Raw genomic sequence first — 18,274 nt, 5'->3', positions numbered from 1 at the left:
CGTCACGGGAGTCGCGTGTCATCCGTCCAGGCTACGACGGGCGACCCTCGACCTGGCTGAGGCTGGTACATTTCCCGCCTCGGGACAGGATGTCGTCGTCGACGCGCAGGATGAGACAGAGCGACTGCGCGAGTTCGCCACCGGTCACGCGGACTGCCTGCGCGTGAACCCGTGGTCACCGCTCTGCAACAACTGGAGTGCGGAGGCGAACCTCGCTGCTGCCGAAGCGACCCTCGCCGACCTCGAGGCCGACATGGATCTCGCCTTTGCACGAGCTGCGGTCGTCCGCATCCCCTCTGACGCGGCGCGCGCAGACGCCGACGCAGCCTTCGCGGCGGCAGCCGGCGTCGGGACTGCCGCGATGGCGGCAGCCACTGCCACGCTCGGTCCCGCGATCCTGACCGCGCACCGGGCGCGGCCGGTCGGATCCTGGCGCGGTGGCGAGCGTCAGTGACCGACTCGATCACTGACCGGCGCGGTCAGCGCCCCTCTGTCGAGCTCCATCCCGAGAGCCGGCGCTGCTCGAACGCCTCGAGAAGGATGTCGAGAGCGAAACGGAACTCCGCATCCGCGTCGCAGCCGCCCGCGGCGCCCGGGGCCGTCAGCGCCATCCGCACGATATGGGGAAAGGATGCCGAAAGCGATGTCAGCGCGGCTTCCTCCGATGCAGCGACCGACACGCCGTCGGACGCGGCCTCCGATGCCGACGGGGTCGGAAGAACATCGTGGGTGAATCCCCACATCCGGGTGCTCAGCGTGTGCATCGCATGATCGGCCCGGCAGCCGCCTACACCTTCGCCGGCCTACGCACACTCGAGGCCGCGATCATCGGCGATGGCCGAGTCGGTGCCGGTCGCGTGATCGCCACGGGTCCGGCAGTATTCCTGCCGGACCTCCGTCAGTCGATCGCGCGCACCGGCTGACGCAGGATCGTCCTCAGCTTCTCGGGGGCGACCCGTCGCGGATCGCTGAGATAGACCTCGTGGTGCGGCCCGTTGAACGTGAGGTCCTGCGCCGGCATCAGCTCCGCATGCAGGCGCCGAAGCGTCGGGGTCTCCGCATCGTACGAACCCACGTGCAGGATCTGGAGCGACAGCCCCTCCTCGATCGTGCGCGCCGCGACCCTGTCGATCGGCAGCTCGGGCTTCTTGCGGGCTGCGGTGTCGAGTCCGACACGGATGTCGGCATCCGTCACTGCCGGCGGCAACGGGATCAGCATCGTCCAGTCCCACGCATCCTTGCGGCGCTCGACGAAGCTCGACGGGTCGTCGCTGGACCACAACCCCTCGAGCGGACCGACGACGAAGTCGTCACCCGAGCGGGCCCGGAAGGCGAACTTGATGGCATACCCGACGCATAGAGAGCACTCACGGCATCCGTGTACTCGGCTGCCGTGTTGGGGTCGCCGTGACCGTCGATGGCCAGATAGGTCAGGGGCGGCACCGTCACGCGCACGAAATCGTGGGACCCGGGCGCGTACAGATCCTTCCGGTCCTTCTTGAGGTCGTACTTCATCCTTGCCCTCCCATGCGGGCATCGGATGCCGAGACCGCCGCACCCGTCGACCGTGCCGCAGCACGGCGAACGACGAGAGCACCCACGAATCCGAGCAGCAGGAACACCGTCGCCACGAGAAGTGACCAACGTGTGGCATCCGCGAAGCCGTTCGAAAGCGCCGTCACCGCCGCCGCAGTCTGGTCACCGAGCGGACTGCTCGTCCCCTCGGCACGCAACTGACTGATCGTCGTTCCCGCGGACTGCCGGGTCGTGTCGGCGAGCTGGGTCGCACTCGACCCCGTGATGCCGGCATCAGTCAGCGCGGCCGGCAGCGTGAGCGCGAGGGCGACCGCCAGCGCCGCACCCGCGAAGGCCGTACCGAGGGCCGACCCGACCTGCCGAACCGTGCTCTGGGTTGCCGACCCCTGACCCGAGACATCGACGGGCACGTCCTGCAGCACCGTCCCGGTCAACTGCGCGGACGCAAGCCCGAGCCCCAGACCGTAGACGACCAACGGGATCGCGACGATCCACCCCGAGCTGGAGCCGGTGATGAGCAGAGCGAGGACGGCGACCCCGACCACCTCGAGCCCGAGTCCGATCAGCACGGTTCCGGGCGAGCCGAAGCGCGCCGCCAGGTGCCTCGCCGATGCGCCCGAGAAGAACGCGCCGAGCGCCATCGCGGCCAGGACCAGCCCCGCGCCCATGACATCCAGGCCGAGCGCATTCACGAGATACAGGGGCAGCACGAAGATGATCGCGAACTCCCCCACTGCCACCATCGCTGCCGTGACGTTTCCCCAGGTGAAGGTCGGGAGGCGGAAGAGATTCAGATCGAGGATCGCGGAACGGCGCACCTTCTCGCGGTGACGCTCCCACACCACGAACAGCACGAGCGCCACGACAGCGACCGCGAAGGCGATCGGTACCACCGACACCGGAGCATCCGCCGGCCACTGCCATCCGAAGACCGAGAACTCGCCTGTCGGTGCCCACCAGCCCAACTGCGGCCCCTCGATGACAGCGAACACGAGTGCGCCGAAGCCGATCGCGCTCAGCAGCGCGCCGTCGACATCCGCTCCGGGTCGCCCCTTCGCGCCCTTCGTCTCGGGCACCGTGAGCAGGCCCGCGATGAAGACCGCAGCCCCGAGGGGAATGTTCACCAGGAAGATCCAGTGCCACGAGGCCCACTGGGTGAGGGCGCCGCCGGCCAACGGACCGATGGCAGCGGCTCCCGAGATCACCGCACCCCACACCCCGAACGCCGCGCCCCGGTACTTGCCGCGGAACACCGCATTCACGGTCGAGAGCGTCGACGGCATGATCAGAGCGGCACCGATCGCCTGCACGGCGCGCGCCGCGATGAGCGGCCCCGCGGCATCCGCCATCGCTGCCAGGATGCTGCCGCCGACGAAGACGACAAGCCCCACCTGGAACAGGAGCTTGCGCCCCCACCGGTCGGCAAGCTTGCCCGTCGAGAGCAGGAGAGCTGCCAACAGCACCGCGTAGAGGCTGTTGACCCACTGCGCGTCGGTGAGGTCCAGCCCGATGTCGGCGATGATCACAGGGAGGGCGACGCCGACGATCGTGCCGTCGAGGACGATCAGCCCGAGCCCCGTCGACAGTACCGCGAGGGCGAGCCACTCGCGACGTGTCGGTGGTGTCACGCGAAGGTCCGTGCTGGTGCTCACGATCCGAGCCTGGCACAGACCCCCTCGCCGAACCCACACCTTCTTGGGCCCGATCGCGCGAGCCCATCCTGCCGAACCCACACCTTCCCGCGCGAACCCACACGTTTCGGTGGTCAGAACGTGTGGGTTCGGCACGGATGCTGTGGGCTCGCGCCCAAGGGTGGGCTCGCGCGTCAGAGGGGGCTGCGGGGGCGGGCAGGGCAACGACCCCCGACCTACCGAGATACAGCGGTTTCGGGGGCGTGCCGTCGATTCGGGGACCTGACGGTTACCCCTGGGCACGTCGTTGTGGGTCGAGAAACGTAACATCCGCGGGATGCCCCGCGCAAGCATCCGCCTCATCCCTTCATGCCTGCTGGATGCCCCTGGTCGCCCCGGACCACCGCCGAACCCACACCTAACTCGGGAACCCACACGATCCTTCGGCAGAAAGCTGTGGGCTCGGTACGGATGCTGTGGGTTCGTCCCCCATGCACCGCTCAGGGACAACTCGGCTGAAGGAGGGACAACTCGGCTGGAAGAGGGACAACTCAGCCGGAGAAGGGACAACTCAGCCGGAGAAGGGACAACTCGGCTGGAAGAGGGACAACTCAGCCGGAGGAGGGACAACTCAGCCGGAGAAGGGAGGGACCTCGACGGGGGCGGCGAGACCGACGAAGGCGACGATCTGGTGACCGCCGGGGTTCGTCTGCAGCGGAACCTCTTCCCAGTTGTTGGCGATCCACAGGTTGCCCGACGGGTCGACGATCAGTCCCGTGTTGCGGACGAGGCCGTCGAACGCGTACCCGGCATCCGGCGAGATCGGGTCACCCGTCGACAGGCTGCCGGGGCAAGTGTCGGGCGAGGTCCCGCAGAACGCCGACACGCGCTGGTCGGAGAAATTCGCGACCCAGACGTTCCCGTTGCCATCGGTCGTGATGCCCCACGGCCGGGTGATCCCGCCACCGCTGAAGGGGCCCGACACCGTCTGCCCGTCGGCGTCGATGAGCGCGATCGAACCGGTCGGCCCCGACGAGATCGGCCGCGTCGGGCACGGGAGGGTCGTGGAGCCGGAGTTGGCGACCCATACGTTGCCCTCCGGGTCGGAGGCAACACCCATCGGCAACACGAACTCATCCCCTGCAAGCGGCGCGTCACCCACGAGCGTGCCGTCGTAGTTGAAGACCGCCACCGAGCTGCTCGCGATGCCGCTCACGAAGACGTGCTGCCCGGTGTCGACAACACCGAACGCCTGGTCGAGACCGACATCCAGGGTCATCGCCTGCTCGGGATCGCCCCCGGGATACACGGTGACCGTGCCGGTCTGGCAATTCGCGTTCCACACGTCTCCCGCGGCAGTGACGTCCATGCCTTGCGGCCACGCCAGCTCACCGGCGGTGAACCCGGTCACCGGCGGTGAGAGCGGCTCGCCCTCGATCGAGAAGAGCGACACACTGTTGTGCGGCGGCTGCTCGGTGCATCCTTCGCCGGCGAAACCGAAGTTGCTCACCCACAGCTGACCCGACGGATCGAAGGCGATGCCGAAGCCCGAACCACTCAGCCCGCCTCCCGTGTACTTGCCGACCATCTCGCCGCCGGGCGCGAACTTCAACAGCAGGTCACTGCCGCACGTGGGGTCCTGCGGGTCGGCACCGTACTCGTAGTTGTTGTTGACCCAGATGTTTCCGTCGGGGTCGATGGCGAAGTTACCCGGACCGTCGAGGGTCTGCCCGTCGCCGTCGAAGCGAAGCGCGAGGGTCCAGGCGCCAGGGGCCGCCATCAGACCCGGGCGGTCTCCCGCCACAGTCAGCGACAGGTCGTACAGTGCGGATGCGGCAGCGCTGGGGTCGCGCGCGATCTGAGCGAAAGCACGGAACGTATCGACGGACCGCTGATCCGACCGAGCGCTCGCAGCGTCGACAAGGGCGCGGCACGCGTCAGCATCCACGACGCACGCACTGAGGATGTTGGTGAGCGAGGTGAACGTCGGAAGCGCCTCGGTCTGCGTGCCGTTGGGCGCAGAGGTCAGCACCGCCCCGTAATCACCGGTGGACGCGTCCACGAGGTTCGTGTACATCGCGGCGGCATTGGGAAGGCCCGGCGCAGAACCTTCGACGCCGTCCGGACCGGTGAACTGCGCGAGCGCATAGCCGGCTGCAATGGTCGTGCGTTCGTTGAGGACGACAGCTGTGGCATCCGCGGGGATGATGGCGGCGAAGGTCGCGGTCATCGTCGTGTCGTCACCGCCGGGGGCGGTCGCGAGCAGGTAGACCAGATCGTCGCCCCGCGAGACGGAACCGAGATCGACGACGAACTCACCGTCGCGATCGGATGACGTCGACCCGATCTGCGACGCCGGCTCGCCCTCCGCACCAGCCGACCATGCCGAGACCTCCCAGCCGGATACTGCTGCCCCGTCGACGACGGGAACGACGGCACCGCTCACGGCGGATGCCTCACCATCGGGCTCGGCAGGTGCCCAGCAGCCTGCCAGCGCGAGCACGGATGCCGTCACGAGCGCGACGGCGCCGATCATGCGCCGCCCCGGGGATCGGGTGCTCGTTCGGTCGTCGGACTCGATCGGGTGGGGCTGGTCTTGGCGCACAACGTTCCGCATCGAATTCACTCCGTCAGGTGTCTGGGTCCGGTCGTCGGGTCCGTCCCACGCGGCAGGTTAGCAGCGCCCGGTGGCCGGCGTGGGCGAGGTTCAGGTCGAGATTCGGTCACGAATCCCTCTGTGTTTTCGCTGACCGCTCCCCGCCGCGGCCCTCTCGCTCCGGGCAGCCACGCGGGTCGAGTAGGAATCGAGAAGCGCCCGACCGCAGCAGCCCGTACCTTCGATGTCAGCGGCACCAGAAAGGACCCCACGAATGGCCGACAAGCGTGACACCTCAACGGATGGCTTCAGCGACGCAGAACGTGAGGCGATGAAACAGCGCGCCGCCGAGCTGCGCGAGCAGGCCGCCGGCGGCACAGGCTCGGCGAAGAAGGAGAAGGAAGCGCGGGCCTGCGTGGATGCGATCGCCGCACTGAACGGCACAGACAAGGCGGTCGCGGAGCTGCTTCACCGGATCGTGCGGGAAGAGGCACCGCACCTGGACCCCAAGACCTGGTACGGGTTCCCCTCGTACGCGCGAGACGGCAAGGTCGTCGTGTTCTATCAGCCCGCGTCGAAGTTCGACACCCGCTACGGCAGCGTCGGCTTCAACGAGGACGCCCTGCTCGATGACGGCGCGATGTGGGCCACAGCCTTCGCCGTCGTCGAGGTCACCGACGAGGTCGAGGCGACCCTGCGTGATCTCGTCCACCGCGCCGCCGGCTGACGCAGCGCAAGACCGGTGGCCGTCTCGCCAACGCCGGTGGAACGCACGCGCCGCGTCGATGCGTGATTGGCGTGCGCGTTTCGTGACGCTGCCGCGGGAGGAGGGCGCTACGGTCAATCCCATGGCTGCCCCACGCACCCGCCGTGCCCGCGTTGCGCGCCGCCGCGCCCGACGTGTCGCAGCATCGGGAAGCGACCTCACCGACGCCGAATGGATACTCATCCGCGATGCGTGGGGGCGGTGCGCGTACTGCGGACGCGCGGGTCTCGCCCTCCAGAAGGACTGCGTGCTTCCGATCTCGCGCGGCGGCCGCTCGACAACGTGGTTCCGGCCTGCGGCAGCTGCAACGCGAGCAAGTGCAACGCAGAAGTCACGAGCTGGATGCGTCGACGGCGGCTCGACGAGCGGGCGTTCCTCCTCGCCTGGGCTCTTATTCTGCGCGAGCTTCGCGAGCGGCACGAGCCGCGCGACGCTGACGCCACCACTGCCAGAACCGATCCAGCATCCGCTTGACCCACCCGGACAGCCGGCGCGCCCAGTGGAACTCTGTGCCGAGCACCGCGAGTCCGAGGAACACGATCAGCCAGCCCGGTCCCGGCAAGGGAACCAGCACGAGTCCGCCGAGGGTCATGATCGTCCCCACGACGGCGACGCCGACACGGTAGGCGATCTCGACCCGCGGATGCCGCGCAACCCACGCGCGCGCTGTGCGCAGCATCCGTCTGATCGGGCGGTCCTCGCGCTCGGCGTCCGCGATCTCGGCACGGATATCCTGCTCCAGCGCCGTGGACCCGTTGCGCCCGGTCGGGGCGTCCAGATCGGGCATGGTGCGTGCCGAACCAGAGATGGGGGGCATGGCGACGACGCTAACAAGCGAAGTCGCGAGGTCCCTGGGTACCGCGTCAACGGGGTCAGCAGCGCGTCAGGGCTGAGCGCGCCGCCTCGCGATCGGGGCCGGTGATCCCGAGGTCGTAGGCATCGACGACGCTCACCCAGGCGATCACATATCCGCACACGGATGCCGCAGCCGGCGGCATCCACTCGGCCGGGCCCGAGTCGCTCTTGGCGGAGTTGATCTCATCCGCCGTCACCACCAGGTTCGCCGGGTCGTTCGCGAAGACGAGGCGCTCGGCATCCGACCACCGATCAGCGCCGTGGCGCCACGCCCACGCCAATGCGACGATGTGGTCGATCTGCACGAGAGGGGACGTCTGCTCCCCGGACGTGAAGCTCTCGGTGTGCCCGTCGTAGGGATCGACGAGCACCCCCTCGAGGACCTTGCACTCGCCACTCCCCTCGCGAAAGACCACCGCCGACAGGTCACGGGCGAGGACATCGTTGCGGGTGTCGCACCCGTTGCCGTCGACGTCGGCCCAGCGCTCTCCGAACAGATCACGCTGGTATGGCGCGTCCACTACCCCGAGACCGTCGGCAGCCGCGACAGCATCTCCTGCGCCGACGCGGCATCGATCGCCGGCGCAGTCACCGGGTTCCGCCGCGCCTCCCCGCCCGGCCGAGAGGCCGCGCTCCAGCTGATCACCGCGATGACGACGACCCCCGCCAGAGCGGCGAGAATCCCGAGCACGATCACCGCTCGTCTCACAGGGTGTCCGCCGGTTCTTCCACGCCCTCGACTCTAGGTCTGCCGACAGACATCGCCGGCCACGAGCCGGATCGACGGGCCGATACTCTGGGGCAGGTCGGTGTGGAGGAATGCGCCGCCGGAAGGGTCGTCGTGGTCAGGTCGCTCACGCGTTTCCGGCTGGCCATCGCCGTTGCACTCGCGATCCTCGCCGGATACATCGACGGCATCGCCTTCGTCTACCTCGGCGGATACTTCGTCTCGTTCATGAGCGGCAACACCACCCAGTCGGGGGTCGAGCTGGCAGGCGGGGACCTCGCCGCCGCGGGCTTCGGGTTCCTGGTGATCCTGGGCTTCGTGCTCGGGGTGATGGGTGGCACGATCGTCAGCTCCCCCGGTCGCGATCGCGGCGGGATCATCCTCGTCGGCGTCGCCGGCGTCATCGCGATCGGCGCCCTCCTCTCGGGTGCGCCGCCGGTCGACCCGAACGCCCTCACCGGCGCAGCACTCATGGGGGTTGCCCCCACAGCCGTCTGCCTCTCGTTCGCGATGGGGGCCGTCAACACCGTCTTCAGCGGACGCGGTGAACCCTCGTTCGGCATCACCTACATGACCGGAGCCCTGGTGAAGATCGGCGAGGGGATCGTCGGCGCGTTCCGCGGTGGCGATCGCACGAGCTGGCTACGCTATCTGGCGCTCTGGCTCGGGATCGCCGTCGGCGCCGTCGGCGGCGCCGCCGTCTACGCGACCGTGGGGTCGCCGGCGCTCTGGGTCGGCGTCATCGCGGCGGTCGTCCTGGCCGGCATCCTCGTCGCCGCGCGCCCGCGTCCGGCCTGAGAGGAACGCCGCGGATCAGGGGGCTGCTTCGACGATCTGAACACTCAGGAGGCGATCGTCGTCGCCCGACGGGGAGCCTCGACCGTCGGTGTTGTTCGTGAGCAGCAGCAGCTCGTCTCCGTCGATCACCGCGTCACGGATGCGGCCGAACTCCCCGACCCACAGGGGTTGCGGGTCGCTCAGGGCACCGCTCGCGTCGACGTCGACCTGCCAGACGCGTTCACCCCGCAGCGCGGCGACGAACAGGGTGCTACCGGCGGCGGCCAGTCCGCTGGGGCTTGCCTCGTCCGTCGTCCACGTGACCACCGGATCGATGTACGCCGGGTCGCCGGCCGCGCCCTCGTGCACCGGCCAGCCGTAGTTCCCGCCCGCGACGATGCGGTTGATCTCGTCGGTCGCGTTCTGCCCGAACTCGGTCGCCCACATCGTGCCGTCGGCGGTCCACGCAAGACCCTGCACGTTCCGGTGACCGAGGGAGTACACGGCATTGCCGAACGGATTGGACTGCGCGGGTATCCCGTCCACTCCGACGCGCAGGATCTTCCCCGCCAGCGACGCGGGGTCCTGCGAGGCCCCGGTGTTTCCCGCATCCCCGGTGGCGATGTAGAGGTACCCGTCGGGGCCGAACGCGATGCGTCCGCCGTTGTGGTTCCCCGCCCTCGGGATCCCCTCGAGCACCACCTCTGCCGGGCCGAGGCTGCGTTCTCCCGGCTCACCCACAAGCGGCATCCGGATGACGCGATTGTCGCTCCAGCTCGTCAGGTACGCGTAGAGCCAGGGTTCGGCATCCGTCTCGAGGACGGCGAGACCGAGCAGACCCCCCTCTCCGCCGACGTTCACGTCCGGGACGGTGCCGATCGTGCGGGTCGACCCGCTCGCGTCGACCTCGAGCACCGCGCCGCCGCGCAGACTCACGATCCGGGTGCCGTCGGCGAACGGGACGATCGACCACGGCACCCGCAGCGACCCCGCCAGCGCGGCCGGCGCACCAGCCGTGCGCCACAGGGCGGTCTCGGCGGACACGGTCGCGGTCGGACTGGATTCAGCGACGAGAGGGCTACGGGCATCGGCGGTGGCGGAGGGAGAGGTAGAGGTAACGGGTCCAGCGCCGCCGACGCACGCGGTCAGGGTGAGCGTGGCCGCCATCGCTCCCCCACCGAGGGCAGCGATCCGAAGCCGGCGACGCACGGTCATTCTGAGGACGACGACCTCGCGAACACCGCGTGCAAGACGAAGTAGACGACGACGGCGACGACGGCGACCACCGCGAGCTTGAGGATGAGCATCGCCACACCCCACAGCAGTTCCACGAGCAGCCAGGCGATCACGATCGCGGCGATGACTCCGAGGACGGTCCAGAGAGTGCCTTTGTTCATGGTCCCAGCCTACGAAGCCCTCACTCTCGCGGCGCGGGAAATGCGCTTTTGCCCCGCAGGCCAGGCCGCTAACGTCAGTACTGCGGCGGGGGAATGCCGCGGCGCTCAGCGTCGAGTGAAGGGGAGAGACCGATGTCGAACGACACACCCGCCGGCCTGGAAGAACCGCAGAACCCGGCGCCGGACGCAGCCGAACCACCCGTGGCGCCGGCACCGGAGCCCGCTGCCGCGCCCGAATCGCCCGCCGCCGTGCCCGCGGCACCGCCGGCGTACGCGCCACCGGCTGGGTATCCCACGGCCCCAACGACACCGTATGGAGCTCCGCCCGCCGCTCCGGTCTATGGGGCCGCACCCGGGGCGCCCGGCTACGGCGTTGCTCCGGGCGCTCCCGGCTATCCGCCGGCAGGCTACGGCGTCCCGCCGGCACCGCCGAAGGCCCCTGACACCCGGCCCAAGACGCTCGCGATCATCGCCCTGATCCTCGCGATCGTCGGTGTCGTGATGGCATTCATCCCGTTCGTGAACTGGATCGCCGGGCTCGTCCTGCTCGCGGCGTTCATCATCGCCCTCATCGCCCTCATCAGCAAGAAGCAGGGCGGCACCGGCATGAGCATCACAGCCCTCATCCTCTCGGTCGTCGGCGGGATCATCTCGGTTGTCATGATCGCGCTGTCGTTCCTGTGGATCGGCGGCGCCGTCCTGAACGACGCGATACAGGACGAGATCGCGCAGGAGACGATCGCGCCCGAAGACGACGAGCCCGCGGATGACGTCACGACCGCCCAGGACATCGTGATCACCGACGGGTCGTTCGGCCGGTACGAGTTCGATCCCGAGACGTGGTGGTACGTCGTGATGTTCGAGAACCCCAACCAGGACTACATCTTCGACTTCGCGACCATCGATGTCGAGGCGATCGGCGCGGACGGCACGATCCTCGACACCTCGAACGAGTACCGCGTCATCTTGTCGGGTGAGGCCGCGCTCGTCGGCGACTTCTACGAAGTCGGCGCCGGCGAGATCGTCGACCTCAACGTCATCGGCCCGACCGCTGCCGACGCGATCCTCTCCCCCTTCGCCGAGACCGGGGAGTTCACGCTCGGCGACCTCGCCGCGACATCCGATGACTTCTCGACAACCGTGACCGGCACGGTCAGCGGGGACTTCGAGGAAGACCAGGAACTCGTGCAGATCACCGTGGTCGCCCGGGACACCTCGGGCCAGATCATCGGCGGGGCATGGACCTATGTCGACCGCTTGCCCAGCGACGGCACGAAGGTGCAGTTCGAGGCGACCTTCTGGGATCCCCTCCCCGAGGGCACGGTCTTCGAAGCATTCGCCTCCCTGTAGGTCTGATACCGAGCTCCGAGGGTCAGCTGACTCCGGGCACGGGTCACCCCAGCTCGAACGTCGTGATGCCGAAGACCTCGTCGATCGGGAGGTCGAGGGGCTCGCCACGGTACATGCGGGCCGTCTCGAACACCGGGCGCATCCCGAGGCTCTCCGCCAGCTGCACGGCCTCCGCGTTGACGGTGCGTGGATCGAGGAAGATCGCCGCCCCGGGCGCCACGCCCTGGACGAGGCCCTCGATCAGCTGCGCCGCGGTGGCGGCATCCTTCGCGAACAGCGGCCGACCTTGAATCCATCTCGGCACGGTCGGATGACCCCGTACCCCGCGACGTCGCCGACGGTCCCGTCGCCTGCCGTTCCGTCGTCTGAACCACGGACGGCGACCAAGGCGCGGTGGCTGGAGTCGGTGGTCCAGGCACGGAGGAAATCGCTGCGCTTCGCGCCGAAGTGCGCGGCGTCGTAGCGCTCCAGAGCCGAAGGATCGACATCCGCTGCCGGCACGAGCGTGATGCTCCGCCGCCCGTTCGTCGCGACCACCCGCAGCGGAGCGACCCCCGCGTACCGGACGTTGCGGTGGGCGAGGACGAACCCCGACCTGCGGTAGTTGTGCTGCTGATCGACCACACCGTCCAGGCCGACGGTACGGACGTCGGCCAGGTGATCGAGCCCGGCATCCGAATGACCCGGATTCCAGCCCTCGCGGGCTGCCCACTCCACGGGCATCGCCATCTCATCGAGACGGAGGGGACGGATCTCGAACGTCACAGTGCTGTCCTCACAATGGCTGCCCTCACAATGGCTGTGCTCACAAAGCGCCGCTCACCAGCCCACCATCGCGAGACCGATCACGCCGGCGAGCACCCCGAGGAACACGACCAGGTCCGTCCACGTCGCCACCTGCTCGGCGAGCTTCTTGCCCGGCTTCGCGATGTGTCGCACCCCGGCCAACAGGAGGAACAGGGCGCCGGGAACGGCCAGGAGCACCCCCCAGCTGGGCAGGAACGGAATCGCGAGCGCGGTCAGTCCCATGCCGAGGTTCGCGTAGCCGAGTTCCTGCACCACCTGGTTCGCGTCGGTCGCGTCGATCTCCAGGATCTTGCGGGTGCGGTCGGGCTTCATGATCTGGCTGAGTCCTGCCAGCCCGAGACGGATGCCGACGCCCCAGAACCCCCACCACAGCCCGAAGACGAGCCACGGATTCCCGCCGGCGACGAGCAGCTGGATGCCGCCCGAGACAAGCGGCAGGATCAGCGTCTGCAGCAGGATGATGAGCACGTACATGGGCACACTCCGGGTCACGCGCCGTGATCGACCGCGCCTCTGCGGCGATCGTGCGGCGATGACGCTCACGTTAGCGACTCCGGCGACTCGCGGTGGGCATTGAGGCCGCGGGAGAATACGAGCATGATCCGACGCGCCGGACCCGCCGATGCCGCCGCTCTGCACGAGCTGGCCGCCGCGACCTTCCCCCTGGCCTGCCCGCCCGGTTCGACCGCCGAGGACCAGCGCCGCTTCATCGACGATAACCTCAGCGAAGCATCCTTCACCTCCTACCTGAGCGACCCCGGCCGCGTGCTGTTCGTTGACGTGGATCCCGCGGGGCGGCTGGTCGGCTACACGATGCTCGTCGCTGCCCCACCGACGGATGCCGACGTTCGCGCCGCACTCGGCCTCAATGCACCGACCCCAGACTGGAGCGTCAGCGAGCTTTCGAAGTGCTACGCGCTCCCGGGCGCCCATGGCACCGGCATCGCCGCGGGGCTCCTCCGAGCCACCGCCGAGGAGGCAATCACCCGCGGCGCGACCCGGATGTGGCTCGGCGTGAATCAGGAGAACGCTCGCGCACAGCGCTTCTACGCCAAGCAGGGTTTCGTGCGGATCGGCACGAAGCGCTTCCAGGTCGGGGATCGCCTCGAGCACGACTACGTCCTCGCTCTCGACCTCGCTCTCACCTCGGTCCATTCACCGGAATAGAAACCACCCCTCGAAGGTTGACACCGACATGCAGCGATTCGGAACCCTGTCCTTCGGCCACTACGGCCCCCTCGGCGGCGGACACATCCTCACTGCGCAGGACTCCATGCTCCAGGCGATCGATCTGGCCCAGGGCATGGATGATCTCGGCGTCAACGGCGCGTACTTCCGTGTGCACCACTTCGCGAGGCAGCAGTCGTCTCCCATGCCGCTGCTCGCCGCCATCGCAGCGCGCACGCAACGCATCGAGGTCGGCACCGGCGTCATCGACATGCGCTACGAGAACCCCCTGTATCTAGCCGAAGAAGCGGCATCCGTCGATCTGATCAGCGACGGTCGACTCGCTCTCGGCGTCAGCCGGGGGTCACCCGAGACCGTCGTCCGCGGCTACGAAGCGTTCGGCTACACCGGTTCGACCGATCCCCGCGGTGCGGACATCGCCCGTGAGCACTTCGACCTGTTCTTGAAGGCGGTCGAGGGTGCCGGACTTGCCGAGCGCGACGCCATGAGCCCGTTCGGCGGCGGCTCCGGGATGCAGCGCATCGAACCGCACTCCCCCGGGCTGCGCTCGCGCATCTGGTGGGGTGCCGGAAACCGCGACTCCGCCGAGTGGGCAGGACGGATGGGTGTCAACCTCATGTCGTCGACCCTCCTCACCGAGGATCGCGGCCTCCCCTTCGATGAGCTTCAGGCACAGCAGATCGACGCGTTCCGCGAAGCCTGGCGCGGCGCAGGTCACGCTGGCGAACCGCGCGTGTCGGTCAGCCGCAGCATCTTCCCGATCACGACAGCCGAAGACGAGATGTACTTCGGCGGCCGCCAAGACGGCGACGGCGTCGGCTACATCGACGGGATGCGCTCGACGTTCGGGAAGACCTACGCAGGTGCTCCCGATGTGCTCGTCGATCAGCTGCTCGCGGATGCCGCCGTGCAGTCGGCCGACACCCTGATGCTCACGATCCCCAGCCAGCTCGGGGTTGCGTTCAACCTGCGAATCGTCGAGGCCTTCGCGACCCACGTGGCACCGGCCCTGGGCTGGAAGTCGACGCGGGACACCGTCACTGCCTGACTCAGCGCGGTAAGCCCGCAGCGAACCAACACACATCGATCGGTCCGTCTCTGGTTGGCTGACGACGTGACTCGGGTGCTGGTGCTGGGCGGCACCGCCTGGTTGGGAGCGCGCGTCGCCCGGGCGTGGCACGAGCAGGGCGCTGAGGTCGTGTGCCTTGCCCGAGGGAGCGCGGGATCCGCTCCCCCGGGCGTGCGCCTCGTCCGCGCCGACCGCACGCAGCCCTCGGCGTACGACGAAGTGACCGGCCCGTGGGATGAGGTGATCGAGCTCTCGTACGCGCCCGAACTCGTGACCGGCGCACTTCGAGCGCTCTCGCACGACGCCGCCCACTGGACCCTCGTCTCGAGCGTTTCCGTCTATGCGCGAAACGACGAGCCGGATGCCGATGAATCGGCTGACCTCGTGGACCCGCGCGACCTTTCTCAGTATGCGGATGCGAAGGTCGCCGCCGAGCGGGCGACGGTGGATGCCATCGGGGATCGGCTGTTCATCGCCCGGCCGGGGCTCATCCTCGGGCCCGGCGATCCCTCTGACCGGTTCGGGTATTGGCTACTGGGCGGGCCCGCGGGCGCTGCCACTGTGGTTGCCCGCCGCATCCGCCGGCTTCGCCAGGCGGCGCGCCGACGCCTTCGGCTCCACCGGCGGGACAACCCGTCCACTCGCGATGACAGTGACCCGGACGCTCGACGACGAGCTGAAGCGGGGAATCGATCGCCCCCGGCGAGCGGGACTGACCCAGGCCGACGAGTTCGAGACCCTTCGGACCATCACCTCTACACGGAACGACACCGGGTAGACGCCCCGCCTGGACATCGGCTTCTTGCTCCGCCGGGCAGGATACCGAAAGCACCGTTGTGGGCCAGAGTGGGCTCCGCCGCTTCGAGCAGGAGCGGGGTAGGTTTTCTTCATGGTTGGCCGTCTCCTTGCGCCGCACAGCGCGCAAGGATCAGCGCCCGCGAAGGCGCTTCCCTGGTGGATGTGGATTCTCGCGGCCATCGCGATCTTCGTCCTCTCCCAGCTCAGCGTGCTGGTGACACCCCAGGGTGGCAGCGTCGCCGCATGGTGGCCCGCGGCCGGCGTGTCGGTGCTGTTCATCCTGTGGACGCCTCGGAGGCAGTGGTGGGCGTTCGTGCTGATGGTGGCGCTGGTCACCGGAGCGGCCAACGCTGTGGCCGGACGTCCTCTGGCCGTGTCTGTCTGCTTCGGCATCTCCAACGCAATCGAAACCGGCGTGTTCACCCTCCTCCTCCACTACCGGCTTCGACACCGTCTTGTCCTGGACCGGGTGAGCGGTGCCTGGCGGTTCGCCCTCGCAACGATCGCGGCCTCCAGCGTCCTGGGGGTGTTGGTGGGAACGGTCCTCGCACAATCGGCTTCCGACGCAGCGCTCCTCGGTGCGCACGCCGCGGCATCGCACGCGGCGGCGATCCTTCTTCTCGCCCCCTTTGCGATCCTCCCGCCACACATCGGCCAGCCGACTCCGGCAGGCGAGATCGTCGCTCAAATACTTGTGCTCACCGGCATCCTCGTGGTGCTCGCAACCGTCGGCTCAGGGCTGCCGCTGACCTTCCTTCCGGTGGGAATCATCGCGTGGGCGGCATTCCGCTTCCCGATCCGAGCTGCCTACGCCGAGACGCTCATCGCGAGCGTCATCGTCCTGGCGCTGACGGTCCTCGGGCTCGGTCCCTTCGCGGGAGCGGGTCTCACTCCGGAGGTTTCCGCGCTTCTGACGATTCTCTTCATCTTCATGGTCGCCAGTACGAGTATGTTCATGTCGGCAGCGAGCTACCAGTTGCGCACCGCCATCCGCTCCGCGCGGAGCACGACCGAGCTGGTCACGAGCGGCGTCGTCGACTCGAGGGTCGGCGTACTCGTCGTCGAGCACGAGGGCGACGCCTGGCGGGTGCGGCTGTCCAACACGGCATCCCGTACCATTGCCGGTTCTGAGATCGATGCGGACCGGCGATGGCGCGCGGGCGCGCTCCTGCGCGCCATGGCCGAGAGCCTGCGCGAGGGCCATCTCGTCACACACTCGACCCCCGACGGCCGCGTGATCAGCGTCGATGCGTCGAGAATCGCGGGGCTCGCCGAACGTGTGTCGGTCCAGTTCCTCGATGTCACCGAGAACGCCCGGGCGGTCGAGGTGAGGATCGCCGCAGAGCAAGACCGCGCAAGGGCACTCGCCGCACAGCTCGACCTTGAACGGCGCCAGATCGACTTCATCGCGACAGCAAGTCACGAGCTTCGCACGCCGATCACGAGTGTGACCGGATACTTGGAATTGGTCGAGGAGGCGGGCGAACTGCCCGCGCAGTCTCGAGAGTGGCTTGCGGTGGCCTCACGCAACGCCCACCGTCTGCAAGAGCTCATCGAAGACCTCCTGATCGCCGCCCGCGACAAGCGCGCGCGCACCGCCTATCTTGACGTTGAGGTCATCCGCGTCGGGGATCTGATCACCGACGCGCTGAAACCGTTCGACGACATCGCGCGTGCCCGGGGCCTCACCGTCACAGTGAGCGCGCATGCCGGCACCGTGCGGGGGTCACGCCAACAACTCACCCGGGCACTGCGAAGCCTCATCTCCAACGCGGTGAAGTTCACACCCACGCACGGAACCATCCAGATCCTTGCCGAGGAAGAAGTGATCGCCGCATCCCCGGACGCGAAAACCCCGCTTGCCGGAGTTCGCATCGTCGTCTCCGATGACGGACCCGGCATCGAAGCGAAGGACCTTCCGCACGTCTTCGAGCGGTTCTACCGCACCGCCCACGCCGAGGCGACGAATACTGCCGGGTCGGGGCTGGGCCTGTCGATCGCCAAGGACCTCGCCGAAGCCAACGGGGGGCGCGTCGAGATCTCCTCCACGGTCGGGCAGGGCGTCATCGCCAGCCTCGTGCTTCCTTCAGAGCCGGCCGATGCGGCAAGTGGACCGGTCGACCGAGCGCTCAGATCAGCCGGCACCCCTCCTGCCTAGCGGCGCGCGCGGTCGGCCGCAGAGCGGGGCGGATCAGTCGCGACATCGAGGCGATCCAGACCACGCAGCGACGTCCACACGAGCGCCTCACCCTTCGCCGCATGCTCGGAGGCGCGAACCGCCCGCTCGTCGGCCCAGCTGTTGAGGCGGTGGCCGCTGTGCCCGCGGACGTGCTCGAGCACGACGTCGGGCATCCCCGAGGCACGTCGCGCGTCGCGCGCTGCGATCAGACGCTCCAGGATGTCGCGGTTCGCGACGGGCTTCTTGGCGCTTGTCACCCAGCCGCGGCGACGGTGACCGTCCATCCACGAGGAGTAAGTGTCGATCGCGTACTTGGAGTCCGCCTGGATGATGAGCTCGGTGACATCCGCGTGATCGGTGATCGCGTAGAGCAACCCGAGCAACTCTCCGATGTTATTCGTGCCTTCGGGCAGGGACCCTGCGGCCCAGTTGCCGTCCTCACCGACCCACGCCCAGCCAGCCGGACCGGGGTTGCCCTTGCACGCTCCGTCGGTCGCGACGATGTAGCGGTCGGTCGGATGCGGCGCAGCGGGTTCAGGCACGCGTTACAGTCTCGCATTCTCGAGGCCGTGGCGTGAGGACATCACCCCGACGATCA

Annotated in this window: 19 protein-coding genes and 2 pseudogenes; 9 read left to right on the top strand and 12 right to left on the bottom strand. The window is 68.5% G+C overall.

The features are described 5' to 3' along the window. The first annotated feature begins 163 nt into the window (after positions 1-163). Positions 164-454, top strand: a complete 291-nt coding sequence (locus tag MICSW_RS06740) for a hypothetical protein (RefSeq protein WP_464497972.1) — start codon at positions 164-166, stop codon at positions 452-454. 25 nt (positions 455-479) lie between these two features. Here MICSW_RS06740 and MICSW_RS06735 read toward each other — a convergent pair whose 3' ends face one another. After that, positions 480-764: a hypothetical protein gene (locus tag MICSW_RS06735; protein ID WP_464497969.1), complete on the bottom strand. Its 285-nt coding sequence runs from the start codon at positions 762-764 to the stop codon at positions 480-482. 3 nt (positions 765-767) lie between these two features. Here MICSW_RS06735 and MICSW_RS06730 point away from each other — a divergent pair, with 3 nt between their 5' ends. Then, positions 768-923, top strand: coding sequence for a hypothetical protein (locus MICSW_RS06730; RefSeq protein ID WP_464497967.1), 156 nt, complete (start codon positions 768-770; stop codon positions 921-923). Here the strand turns inward: MICSW_RS06730 and MICSW_RS06725 are convergent. The 3 genes from MICSW_RS06725 to MICSW_RS06715 form a co-directional block, all read right to left on the bottom strand. Continuing rightward, positions 899-1,282, bottom strand: a complete 384-nt coding sequence (locus MICSW_RS06725; RefSeq protein ID WP_464497965.1) for a GyrI-like domain-containing protein — start codon at positions 1,280-1,282, stop codon at positions 899-901. The genes MICSW_RS06730 and MICSW_RS06725 overlap by 25 nt on opposite strands. Positions 1,283-1,511: 229 nt before the next feature. After that, the gene (locus MICSW_RS06720) at positions 1,512-3,188 is read right to left on the bottom strand and encodes an MFS transporter (RefSeq protein ID WP_464497963.1); all 1,677 of its coding nucleotides are present in this window, start codon (positions 3,186-3,188) and stop codon (positions 1,512-1,514) included. Between the two features lie 610 nt (positions 3,189-3,798). Continuing rightward, positions 3,799-5,784, bottom strand: a complete 1,986-nt coding sequence (locus MICSW_RS06715; protein ID WP_464497961.1) for an NHL repeat-containing protein — start codon at positions 5,782-5,784, stop codon at positions 3,799-3,801. A 253-nt stretch (positions 5,785-6,037) separates the two neighbouring features. On the opposite strand from MICSW_RS06715, the gene MICSW_RS06710 reads away from it, so the two are divergent. Then, on the top strand, positions 6,038-6,490 hold the full coding sequence (locus MICSW_RS06710; RefSeq protein ID WP_228178666.1) for a hypothetical protein: 453 nt from the start codon (positions 6,038-6,040) through the stop codon (positions 6,488-6,490). A gap of 430 nt (positions 6,491-6,920) precedes the next feature. Here MICSW_RS06710 and MICSW_RS06705 read toward each other — a convergent pair whose 3' ends face one another. From MICSW_RS06705 to MICSW_RS06695, 3 genes are read right to left on the bottom strand one after another with little or no spacing between them, the layout of a single operon-like run. Next, positions 6,921-7,346 carry a TIGR02611 family protein gene (locus MICSW_RS06705; protein WP_464497956.1) on the bottom strand — a complete coding sequence of 142 codons (426 nt, stop codon included), beginning with the start codon at positions 7,344-7,346 and terminating at the stop codon, positions 6,921-6,923. Positions 7,347-7,401: 55 nt separating this feature from the next. Beyond that, on the bottom strand, positions 7,402-7,905 hold the full coding sequence (locus MICSW_RS06700; RefSeq protein ID WP_464497953.1) for an HNH endonuclease family protein: 504 nt from the start codon (positions 7,903-7,905) through the stop codon (positions 7,402-7,404). After that, complete coding sequence (locus MICSW_RS06695) at positions 7,905-8,093, bottom strand: hypothetical protein (protein ID WP_464497951.1); 189 nt, start codon at positions 8,091-8,093, stop codon at positions 7,905-7,907. Before MICSW_RS06695 ends, MICSW_RS06700 begins: the two co-directional genes overlap by 1 nt. A gap of 132 nt (positions 8,094-8,225) precedes the next feature. On the opposite strand from MICSW_RS06695, the gene MICSW_RS06690 reads away from it, so the two are divergent. Next, complete coding sequence (locus MICSW_RS06690) at positions 8,226-8,909, top strand: YoaK family protein (RefSeq protein ID WP_295795135.1); 684 nt, start codon at positions 8,226-8,228, stop codon at positions 8,907-8,909. Positions 8,910-8,924: 15 nt separating this feature from the next. On the opposite strand, the gene MICSW_RS06685 is transcribed toward MICSW_RS06690, so the two are convergent. Then, complete coding sequence (locus tag MICSW_RS06685; protein WP_464497948.1) at positions 8,925-9,932, bottom strand: PQQ-dependent sugar dehydrogenase; 1,008 nt, start codon at positions 9,930-9,932, stop codon at positions 8,925-8,927. A gap of 167 nt (positions 9,933-10,099) precedes the next feature. Next, the gene (locus MICSW_RS06680; RefSeq protein ID WP_228178661.1) at positions 10,100-10,285 is read right to left on the bottom strand and encodes a hypothetical protein; all 186 of its coding nucleotides are present in this window, start codon (positions 10,283-10,285) and stop codon (positions 10,100-10,102) included. 132 nt (positions 10,286-10,417) lie between these two features. On the opposite strand from MICSW_RS06680, the gene MICSW_RS06675 reads away from it, so the two are divergent. Beyond that, positions 10,418-11,635 carry an FxLYD domain-containing protein gene (locus tag MICSW_RS06675; protein ID WP_464497944.1) on the top strand — a complete coding sequence of 406 codons (1,218 nt, stop codon included), beginning with the start codon at positions 10,418-10,420 and terminating at the stop codon, positions 11,633-11,635. A gap of 43 nt (positions 11,636-11,678) precedes the next feature. Here MICSW_RS06675 and MICSW_RS06670 read toward each other — a convergent pair. Continuing rightward, positions 11,679-12,358, bottom strand: a pseudogene (locus tag MICSW_RS06670) (GNAT family N-acetyltransferase). Between the two features lie 96 nt (positions 12,359-12,454). Next, positions 12,455-12,916 carry a hypothetical protein gene (locus MICSW_RS06665; RefSeq protein WP_228178659.1) on the bottom strand — a complete coding sequence of 154 codons (462 nt, stop codon included), beginning with the start codon at positions 12,914-12,916 and terminating at the stop codon, positions 12,455-12,457. 123 nt (positions 12,917-13,039) lie between these two features. Here MICSW_RS06665 and MICSW_RS06660 point away from each other — a divergent pair, with 123 nt between their 5' ends. From MICSW_RS06660 to MICSW_RS06645, 4 genes and pseudogenes are all read left to right on the top strand, one after another. Then, positions 13,040-13,609 carry a GNAT family N-acetyltransferase gene (locus MICSW_RS06660; RefSeq protein ID WP_228178658.1) on the top strand — a complete coding sequence of 190 codons (570 nt, stop codon included), beginning with the start codon at positions 13,040-13,042 and terminating at the stop codon, positions 13,607-13,609. A 28-nt stretch (positions 13,610-13,637) separates the two neighbouring features. Continuing rightward, positions 13,638-14,678 carry an LLM class flavin-dependent oxidoreductase gene (locus tag MICSW_RS06655; RefSeq protein ID WP_464497936.1) on the top strand — a complete coding sequence of 347 codons (1,041 nt, stop codon included), beginning with the start codon at positions 13,638-13,640 and terminating at the stop codon, positions 14,676-14,678. Positions 14,679-14,744: 66 nt separating this feature from the next. Next, positions 14,745-15,149, top strand: a pseudogene (locus tag MICSW_RS06650) (NAD-dependent epimerase/dehydratase family protein); the annotation flags it as partial. Between the two features lie 439 nt (positions 15,150-15,588). Further along, on the top strand, positions 15,589-17,655 hold the full coding sequence (locus tag MICSW_RS06645) for an ATP-binding protein (protein ID WP_464497932.1): 2,067 nt from the start codon (positions 15,589-15,591) through the stop codon (positions 17,653-17,655). On the opposite strand, the gene MICSW_RS06640 is transcribed toward MICSW_RS06645, so the two are convergent. Continuing rightward, positions 17,652-18,218 carry a ribonuclease H family protein gene (locus tag MICSW_RS06640; protein WP_228178655.1) on the bottom strand — a complete coding sequence of 189 codons (567 nt, stop codon included), beginning with the start codon at positions 18,216-18,218 and terminating at the stop codon, positions 17,652-17,654. The genes MICSW_RS06645 and MICSW_RS06640 overlap by 4 nt on opposite strands. Positions 18,219-18,274 lie beyond the last annotated feature (56 nt).

The sequence above is a fragment of the Microbacterium sp. SW12 genome (assembly GCF_055391095.1).
The sequence above is the reverse complement of the archived record's forward strand: the minus strand, read 5'-3'. Positions and strand labels throughout refer to the sequence as shown.